We start from the raw sequence: 8,103 nt of genomic DNA, 5'->3' as shown, positions 1-8,103 counted from the left end.
AAGCGGCTTGGCGCGATCACCATAAAATGGGGTTGCGCGGGAGCGCGTTTATTGGCTCTGTTCCGCATCCCCCGAGTTCGAGACAAGAACGCTCATCACGGAGCCAAAGAGTGAAGCAAGAGATCTCCGAAGAACAGCGCAAGAGCGGCATCCTGACCGGTGCCGCGGTCGCCTTCCTCCTGCTCGCTTTGCCGCTCGCGGTTTGGCTGGACCTGACCGAGCTCAGCAAGACCGCGCTGCGGCGGCAGGCGATCGACCTGAATTCGGTGATCACGAGCGTGCGCAGCTACTACGCGACCAATGTAGTCGGGCGCATCATCGCCAATCCAAATGGCTCGACGAAAGTCGTTCACAACTACGAATCCGTCCCCGGCGCGATCCCGATCCCGGCGACGCTGTCGCTGGAGCTCGGGCGGGTGATCGGAGCGCAGCAGGAAAACATCACCTACCGTTTCGTCTCGGACTTCCCGTTCCAGAATCGCGCCCCGCACCAGCTCGACAAGTTCGAGAAGGATGCGCTCGAATCGCTTCGCAACGATCCCGAGCAGAAGATCGTCGAGACCGAGACCTCGCTGTTCAACGACAAGGTCCGGCTGATCGCTCCGGTGATGATGGGCCCGGCCTGCGTCAGCTGCCACAACAGCCACCCCGAAAGTCCGAAGAAGGATTGGAAGGTGGGTGACGTCAGGGGCATCCAGGAGGTGATCATCGCCCAGCCGATCGCCGCCAACATCTTCTCGTTCAAATTCCTCTTGGCCTATTTCCTGATCGCGGCCGGCAGCGGCTTATCGTTTCTCTCGCTGCAGCGCCGTCAGGCGAGCCGCATCAAGGGCATGAACAAGGAGCTCGAATCCGCCAACGACTTCCTCGCCTCACTCTCGATGAAGATCTCGCGTTACATTCCGCCGCAGGTCTACCGAAGCATCTTCTCTGGCCAGAAGGACGTCACCATCCACACCGAACGCAAGAAGCTCACCATCTTCTTCTCGGACATCCAGAACTTCACCGCGACGGCGGAGCGGCTCCAGCCGGAGTTGCTGACCCAGCTCCTCAACGAATATTTCACCGAGATGTCGGCGGTCGCCCACGAATTTGGCGGGACCATCGACAAGTTCATCGGCGATGCCATGCTGATCTTCTTCGGCGACCCCGAGACCAAGGGCGACCGCGCCGACGCCCAGGCCTGTCTCCGGATGGCCTGGCGCATGCAGCACCGCCTCACCGAGCTCAATGCGAAATGGCGCGCCTCCGGCATCGAGCTGCCGTTCAAGGCCCGCATGGGCATCAATTCCGGCTATTGCAATGTCGGCAATTTCGGCAGCAGCGACCGCATGGACTACACCATCATCGGTGCGGAGGCGAACCTCGCCGCGCGCCTGCAATCGATCGCCGAGCCCGGCGGCATCGTGCTGAGCTATGAAACCTTCGCGCTGGTCAGCGCCCACGCGCTGCCCGCGATCACGATGAAGGGCATCAGCCGCGAAGTGATTCCGTACTCCGTGGATGCGCTGAACGACGCTTCAGTGGAGACAAGCGGCATCATCACCGAGCGCGCACCGGGGCTGGAGCTCTATCTCGATCCCGCCGTGGTGAAATCCGGCGACGCAGCGCGGGTGCGCTTGCTGCTGGAGAACGCGCTGGCCTCACTGAAGCCGGCGTGAGCCGAATTCAGCTCGGGTCGTTCCCGGATGTTGCCAAGATGCAGGTGCGTCGCCTCTCCCGCTTGCGGGAGAGGTCGGCGCGTCCGGGCGATGCGAAGCATCGTCCCGCGCGCCGGGTGAGGGCTTTCTCCTCTTCGGGATTCTCGATTGTGGATGCACCCTCTCCCCAACCCTCTCCCGCTGCCCAAATCACCTCACCGCGCCGCGCCTTCCGTAAACGCCGTCTCGATCACCTCGCCAAAAGGCTGCCACGAGCGCCCGTCGAACTGGACCAGCCGCATCTGCCTGATCGGCAGGTAGCTGTTTGGCGAGGTGTTCATCCTGATGTTCGGCAGGGCGACCGAGGGCTGATAATTCCTCAGCGAAGCCGCCTGACGCATGATGTTCTCGCGCGATAAATCGTCGCCGCATTGCTTCAGCACCTGCGTCAGCGCCTCGGCCGCGGCGTAGCCAAAGAGTGCAGCGCTGCTGTTGGTGCTTTCGTCGTGATGGTACTTGTCCATGAAAGTGAACCAGTCCTTCATGGCAGGATCGTCCTTCCATGCGGGATCGCTTGGATCCTTCAGGAAGGCCGCCGAGATCACGCCGGAGGAATTCTCCAGGCCTGCGGGCGCCATCGCGTTGGCGATCGAGGCGGAGGCGTCGTTGACGATGAAGACCGGGCGCCATTTCATTGATGCCGCCAGCTTGATCACCTTGGACGCCGTCGACGGCACGCCGAGAAAGACGAAGATATCGGCGCCTGCGCGCTTGAGGATCGAGACGTGTCCGTCGAGATGCTCATCGGCAATGTCGAAGGCGATGTCGACGAGGACGAGACGGTTCAGATCGCCAAGACCTTCCTCCATGCCCTTGAGAAGCGCACGCCCGAACTGGTCGTTCTGCCAGAGCACCACGATCTTCTTCCTGGGATAATAGGCCTGGAGATAGTTGGCGTAGATGCGCCCCTCCGACCGGAACGATGGCTGCCAGCCCATGGTCCAGGGAAACGCCTTGGCCTGGCTCAGCTCCTCGTCGCCGGAGGCGACGAACAATTGTGGGATCTTCTTCGCGTTCAGGTACCAGCGCGCGGCGAGATTGCCCGGCGTGCCGAACGAGCCGAACATCAAATGCACGTCGTCCGTCTCGACCAGCTTGCGCGTCAGCTCCAGCGCGGTCGTCGGGTCGGAATTGTCGTCGCGGGTGATGAAGCGGATCTTGCGGCCGTTGATACCGCCGCGCGCGTTGATCATGTCGAAATAGGCGGCTTCCGCCTGGCCGATGGCGCCGAACTCCGAGAGCGGTCCCGAGTACGGCATGACATTGCCGATGCGGATTTCGTTGTCGGCGGTGGGTTGATCGGCGCGTTGCTCGGACATCGCCCCGAGCGACGCGAACGCGATCATCGAAACGAACAGCATTCTGCCGGTGACGCCCATGCTCAACACCTTGTCGTTCGCCCCCAACGAGGTCGGCTCACTCCGCAGCAAGGCCGGTTGATCTACGTCAAGCGTTTGTCATTCGTGTGTCTTGGCGGCTCGCTTCGAAGTTGCTCGTCGCGTCGGGCCAAATGGCAGCCGTACTGACGGAGGGGCGGCTACGGCAGCCCGCGCGCCTCGAGCTGATGCACCAGCAGCAGCGTCGGCTCGGCGAGGCTGTCGCCGGAGCCGTCGAGGCCGAAGGCGCTGGCGATGCCGTCGCGGCTGCGCAGCAGCGCGCTACGCGGACAATGGCCGGCGCCGCAGAGCGTCTTCTTCAGGGTTTCGCCTTGCGCCGTGATGCCGGCGGAATCATCCGCAGCCCAGGCCAGCACGATTGGGACGTCGACATTGAGGATGCCGGGGAAGACCGAACGCTTGGTGTACTGGCTGGCGTCGCTGCCGAGATAGGCCTTCTCGCTGTCGCTCGCGTCCTTGCCGGCGCGGTAGACCCCGGACACCAGCACGACCGCCGCGACATCGGCGCGGTCGGTCTGGAGTTCGGGATGGGCCAGCAGGGTGGCGACATGGAAGGCGCCCGCGCCGTAGCCGACCGCGACGATTTCGCGGGCATCACCGTTGAACAGGTCGATGTTGCCGTGGACCCAGGACAGCGCCGCCGCCACGTCGGTCGCACCCGCCGGCCACGTCGCCGAGGGCGCCAGCCGGTAGTTGACGCGCACGCCGATCATGTCGTTGCGGGCGGCAAAGCACATGGCCTGGTCCTGGATCTGGCGCGACAGCTCCGGCGCGGCGCGGTCGCCGGTGAAGGTGTCACCGGTCACGAACAGCAGCACCGGCCGCGGCGTATCCGCCTTGGTCGTGGCGGTGGCGACATCAAGCACATTGGCTTCGCTCTCGCCGTAGCGCAGACCGCGCGAGAAGGTGACCTGCTCGCACAGCCGCGCGGTGCCGCCCGCGGTGGTGTCGTTGTCGGTGAGGCCGACCCGGACGAGATCGGACGGCGGGGCCGACCGCATCGGTAGCGGACCGTGTGCGGAGGCTGCCGTCACGCCCAGAATCAGAAAAAATGCGAGAAAATTCTTCATGTCGGTGTTGGCCCTGCGTGCCCGATATGGGCTCGCGCGTTTGGCCCGTCTTTTCAATTCGCCTTATTAGTTAGCTGGTCATGAGGCGATTTCACGGCACCCATGGTTCTCTCGGCGCGTCCTCCACGCGTGGTTCAATTCCCCGGCTGGAACGTGCAATCCGCGCCGCTCCCGTCCTTCCGGCGGATGGCGTTGGGGTCGATCGTGCAACTCAGCTTGGTCAGGCTCTCGAAATTCGATCCTGCGGCGCCGTCGGGTGGAATCCCGGCCAGGGCTTCGGTGGCGAAGATCTCGCCGGCCGTGGAGCCGTTCACCGTCCTGGTCTTCTTGCCGAAGGTGACCTCGCAGTTCCGGATGGTGATGTCGACATTGCCGGCGCGACAGACGATTCGATCAGCGGTCACCACGATCGGCCTCTTGTAGGGAATGTCGCTGTTGGCGGCGAACAGCATCGCCATCGCCTTCTTCTCGGCGCCGGACAGGACCGATGACAGCGGCGCGATCACCCCCGCGAGCGCCAGCGCCGTCGAGCCCGAGACCTTTGCGGGCGTCGCGTCGGAGGCATCGGCAACGCCGGAGGCGGTCGCGATGACGAGGGTGCAGGCGAGGATCAATCGACCGGCTTTCATCTTGCCTCCCTGGACCTGCAATCGCGGCTTCCCTCCGGGCAGCGCGCGGAACCAGATTAGCATGTAAACGCGAATTGGAGGCAAGTTCGCCGGGCCTTGCGCCTTTGCGCGGTGCGGCTGTTTTGCCCCGAGGTGTCAAACGGTTACGCCGCGGGGCCCAGCCTCGCACCGACACGGCCGTTCTACTGTGCATGGGATTGTTTTCGCGTTTTTTGTTTGGCCGGCCGGTCAGGCCTGCTTCATCGTCCGGAAGGTGATGGAATAGCGGCGCGCCTCGACCGGCGGGATGCTGTGCTCCCATTGCGACCGCGCCTCGCCGTCCATCATGTAAAGCGAGCGCGGCCGGGCTTCGAGCGTATGGCGCTCCCATTTGTCGCCGCTACGGCGGCGGAAGCGGAATTTGCAGGACGAGCCGAGCGACAGGCCGAGGATTTTGTCGAAGTGCGGCTTGTCGCGATGCCAGCCGATGCCGACGCCGGCCTCGTATTCGGTGCAGAGCACCTGCCGCACGCTGCCGCCGGCGAGCCCCGCCCATGCCTCGACCTGCCGCGCGACAGGAAGCACCCAGTCCGGGATCGGCTCGGCCTCGGCCAGCCGCTGCAATGTGTAGTCATAGCGATAGCCGAAGGACGCCACCCGGCGGTTGCCCTCGAAGGCGCCGAACTGGAAGCGCTGGAGCGGCAATGCTGCGATGCGGCCGATGAGCGCCTGCTCGACGGCGGTCTCGACGAAGTCATCGGCATAGCGAAGGCCGGCGGGCCCTGTTTGCGGATCGGCGAACAAACCAAGCTGCGTCATTCCTCGCATTTCCGTGATGGAACCTAATGGTGGCTGATGCGACTTACATATGACGCGGAAAGTAACGTGCGAGGCTGTCATGGCAGAGAAGCATACCGCCGATCCGGCAGAGATCATGCGGGCGACCGGTCATCCTGAGCTGGAATACGCCGCCGGCTGGACCATCGCCGGTCTGGTCACCATCGGCACCATCGTCGCCGCCTGGGTGTTCGCGATCTAGCCCATTGGAAACTGGAGCTCGAACGCCGCGCCCTGATCGGTCGGCTTGAGCCTGATCGAGCCGCCATGGCTCGCCATCACCGCGCGCGCGATCGCGAGCCCCATCCCGGTGCCGCCCTGGTCGCGGCGGGTGGTGAAGAACGCGTCGAAGATCCTGTCGCGGTTCGGCGCCGAGATCGGCTCGCCGTCATTGCTCACCGTCAGACGCAGGGTCGTACGCTCGTCGATCACTTCCAGCCTGATTGTCCCGGCCTTGTGCCGCATCGCGTTGTCGGCGAGGTGCGACAGCACGATCAGCGCCTTCTCAGCCGACATGCCGATCATCAGGTCGAGGCTGCCGCTGGCTTCGATCGAGCTCGCCGGAAATCGGCTCCTGAGTTCGGCAACCACGGGCGCCAATTCCGTGCGCTCGTTTTGCGGCAGGCCTTCGGCACGCGCGAGTTCGCGCAGCCGCTGCGCCATCGCTTCCAGCCGCTTTGTGTCCGACAGGATGTTGGCGATGAACGTCTCCTGCTCGGCCGGCGTCAGGCTGCCCGCTTTGCCCTGAACCGAATCCTGCAACAGCTCGGCGGCGCCCTTGATCGAGGTTAGCGGCGACTTCAGCTCGTGGGTGAGGTGGGCCGAGAAGGTCGCGATATAGTCTGAGCGCCGCGCCAGCTGTTCGGCCATGCCGAGGAAGCTGTGTGAGAGCTGCGCGAACTCGCGCGTACCGTAGTGTCGGAGCGGCCTGAACGCCTCACGGTCGCCGCGGCCTATTCTGGTGGCGCGATCGATCAGTTCGCGCATCGGCAGCGTGATGGTGCGCGAGAATACGAGGCCGATCGCGATCGTGCCGAAAACCACGGCGAGCCCCGCCAGCACGAACTTGGCCCGCTCCTGATAGAGATGGTCGAAGATGTTGCTCGGCGTCCGAGTCGTGTAGATCACCCCCGCGACGCGGTTGTTGACGATGACAGGCATTGCCGAAAACACGTGGACGCCGAGGCCGCGGCTGAAGGAATAGATCGACGGCGGCGGCTTGTCGGGCACGCGGTTGCGCAAGGTGGCGCGGTATTGCCCATGCAGCGCGTCCGCGACCTCCTCGATATGGGCGAGCGACTGCCCGACCTCCTGCCGCCCCGCGATCACCACGCCTTGGGGATCGAGGATGCGAAAGCCTGCCAGCGTCACCTTCTGGGTCTCGCGGATGATCGGCGTCAGTCTTGCGCCGATCTCGACATAGACGGGCTGCGGCGGCTGTGGAGCGGCTTGCGCCTCTGGCCGCCGCCGCAGCAGGTCGTTGGCGGTGAGGTCAAGCGCGGGACGGATCGGGGTGACCTGGTCGCCTGGATCAGGCAGCACGTTCGTCGGCACCTCGGCGCCGAGCGTCAGGCCGCTGTCGAGGCGCGCCGTGATCTCCTGCGCGTAGATCGTCGCGAGCACGCGGCTCTGCGCGATCAGCTCGGCCTGGGTCTGGCGGATCAGCTGGTTGTCGTAGAGACGGAAGAAGAACAGGCCGACCAGCGGCAGCACGCCGACCGTCGCCAGCACCGTGAAGATCACGAGGGTAAGCGATGGCCGCCATTTGTCGGGCGCCGCGCTCATGCCTCTTTCTCGCAGCGGCCGAGCTTGAAGCCGACGCCGTGGATGGTCTCGATGACATTGTCGCAGGCCAGCGCCGCGAGCTTGGCGCGGATGTTGCGGATGTGGCTGTCGATGGTGCGGTCGGAGACCTGGATGTTGAGCTGGTAGGCGGCCCGCATCAGCTGCTCGCGATTGAACACCGAGGTCGGCCGGGTCAGGAACGCGCGCAAGATGCCGAACTCGATCGCAGTCAGCTTCAGCGGCGTGCCGGCGAACGACGCGACATGCTGCTCGGGATCGACCAGGAGGCCGCCTTGCGCGAGTGCCGACGGCCCCGCCTTGGCCTCGCCATTGCGCGGGCCGAGACGGCGCAGGATGACGTTGACCCGCGCCACCAACTCGCGCGGGCTGAACGGCTTCGTCACGTAGTCGTCGCCGCCGATCTCGAGGCCGAGGATGCGGTCGATCTCCTCGTCCCGGGCCGACAGGAACAGGATCGGCACGTCGGAGGCTTTGCGCACCTCGCGGCAGACGTCGAGGCCGTCGAATTCGGGCATGCCGATGTCGAGCACGATCAGGTCAGGCCTGTCGGCGGCAAAGCGGGTCAGCGCCTCCTTGCCGTCGCGCGCCTCGATCACGTCCATGCCGGCTTTCTTCAAAGCGACGCGGATGACCTCGCGGATATGGCCTTCGTCGTCGACGATGAGAATGCGATGCGCCAAGAATC

The 8,103-nt window shown here is 64.7% G+C and carries 8 protein-coding genes; 2 read left to right on the top strand and 6 right to left on the bottom strand.

Annotated features, from left to right (window positions below; genetic code table 11):
- Positions 1–110 precede the first annotated feature (110 nt).
- The gene (locus tag BRA1417_RS0139420; RefSeq protein WP_027520507.1) at positions 111–1,661 is read left to right on the top strand and encodes an adenylate/guanylate cyclase domain-containing protein; all 1,551 of its coding nucleotides are present in this window, start codon (positions 111–113) and stop codon (positions 1,659–1,661) included.
- Positions 1,662–1,855: 194 nt separating this feature from the next.
- Here the strand turns inward: BRA1417_RS0139420 and BRA1417_RS0139415 are convergent, their stop codons facing one another.
- From BRA1417_RS0139415 to BRA1417_RS0139400, 4 genes are all read right to left on the bottom strand, one after another.
- Positions 1,856–3,079: an ABC transporter substrate-binding protein gene (locus BRA1417_RS0139415; RefSeq protein ID WP_027520506.1), complete on the bottom strand. Its 1,224-nt coding sequence runs from the start codon at positions 3,077–3,079 to the stop codon at positions 1,856–1,858.
- 158 nt (positions 3,080–3,237) lie between these two features.
- Positions 3,238–4,167 (bottom strand): alpha/beta hydrolase, encoded by a 930-nt coding sequence (locus tag BRA1417_RS0139410; RefSeq protein WP_027520505.1) that lies wholly within the window; start codon positions 4,165–4,167, stop codon positions 3,238–3,240.
- A gap of 134 nt (positions 4,168–4,301) precedes the next feature.
- Positions 4,302–4,796 carry a hypothetical protein gene (locus BRA1417_RS0139405; protein WP_027520504.1) on the bottom strand — a complete coding sequence of 165 codons (495 nt, stop codon included), beginning with the start codon at positions 4,794–4,796 and terminating at the stop codon, positions 4,302–4,304.
- A 228-nt stretch (positions 4,797–5,024) separates the two neighbouring features.
- Positions 5,025–5,594, bottom strand: a complete 570-nt coding sequence (locus tag BRA1417_RS0139400) for an alpha-ketoglutarate-dependent dioxygenase AlkB (protein ID WP_027520503.1) — start codon at positions 5,592–5,594, stop codon at positions 5,025–5,027.
- Between the two features lie 79 nt (positions 5,595–5,673).
- On the opposite strand from BRA1417_RS0139400, the gene BRA1417_RS45215 reads away from it, so the two are divergent.
- Positions 5,674–5,814: a hypothetical protein gene (locus BRA1417_RS45215; protein ID WP_007597071.1), complete on the top strand. Its 141-nt coding sequence runs from the start codon at positions 5,674–5,676 to the stop codon at positions 5,812–5,814.
- Here BRA1417_RS45215 and BRA1417_RS0139390 read toward each other — a convergent pair.
- The gene (locus BRA1417_RS0139390) at positions 5,811–7,397 is read right to left on the bottom strand and encodes an ATP-binding protein (protein WP_027520502.1); all 1,587 of its coding nucleotides are present in this window, start codon (positions 7,395–7,397) and stop codon (positions 5,811–5,813) included. The genes BRA1417_RS45215 and BRA1417_RS0139390 overlap by 4 nt on opposite strands.
- The gene (locus BRA1417_RS0139385) at positions 7,394–8,098 is read right to left on the bottom strand and encodes a response regulator transcription factor (RefSeq protein ID WP_027520501.1); all 705 of its coding nucleotides are present in this window, start codon (positions 8,096–8,098) and stop codon (positions 7,394–7,396) included. Before BRA1417_RS0139385 ends, BRA1417_RS0139390 begins: the two co-directional genes overlap by 4 nt.
- Between the last annotated feature and the right edge of the window lie 5 nt (positions 8,099–8,103).

The organism is Bradyrhizobium sp. WSM1417 (assembly GCF_000515415.1).
Lineage (GTDB): Bacteria > Pseudomonadota > Alphaproteobacteria > Rhizobiales > Xanthobacteraceae > Bradyrhizobium.
The sequence above is the reverse complement of the archived record's forward strand: the minus strand, read 5'-3'. Positions and strand labels throughout refer to the sequence as shown.

Excerpts from the sequence above, each read along its gene's own strand:
- BRA1417_RS0139410 (WP_027520505.1), bottom strand. The coding sequence starts at position 4,167 with ATGAAGAATTTTCTCGCATTTTTTCTGATTCTGGGCGTGACGGCAGCC.
- BRA1417_RS0139415 (WP_027520506.1), bottom strand. The coding sequence starts at position 3,079 with ATGGGCGTCACCGGCAGAATGCTGTTCGTTTCGATGATCGCGTTCGCG.
- BRA1417_RS0139400 (WP_027520503.1), bottom strand. The coding sequence starts at position 5,594 with ATGACGCAGCTTGGTTTGTTCGCCGATCCGCAAACAGGGCCCGCCGGC.
- BRA1417_RS0139405 (WP_027520504.1), bottom strand. The coding sequence starts at position 4,796 with ATGAAAGCCGGTCGATTGATCCTCGCCTGCACCCTCGTCATCGCGACC.
- BRA1417_RS45215 (WP_007597071.1), top strand. The coding sequence starts at position 5,674 with ATGGCAGAGAAGCATACCGCCGATCCGGCAGAGATCATGCGGGCGACC.
- BRA1417_RS0139390 (WP_027520502.1), bottom strand. The coding sequence starts at position 7,397 with ATGAGCGCGGCGCCCGACAAATGGCGGCCATCGCTTACCCTCGTGATC.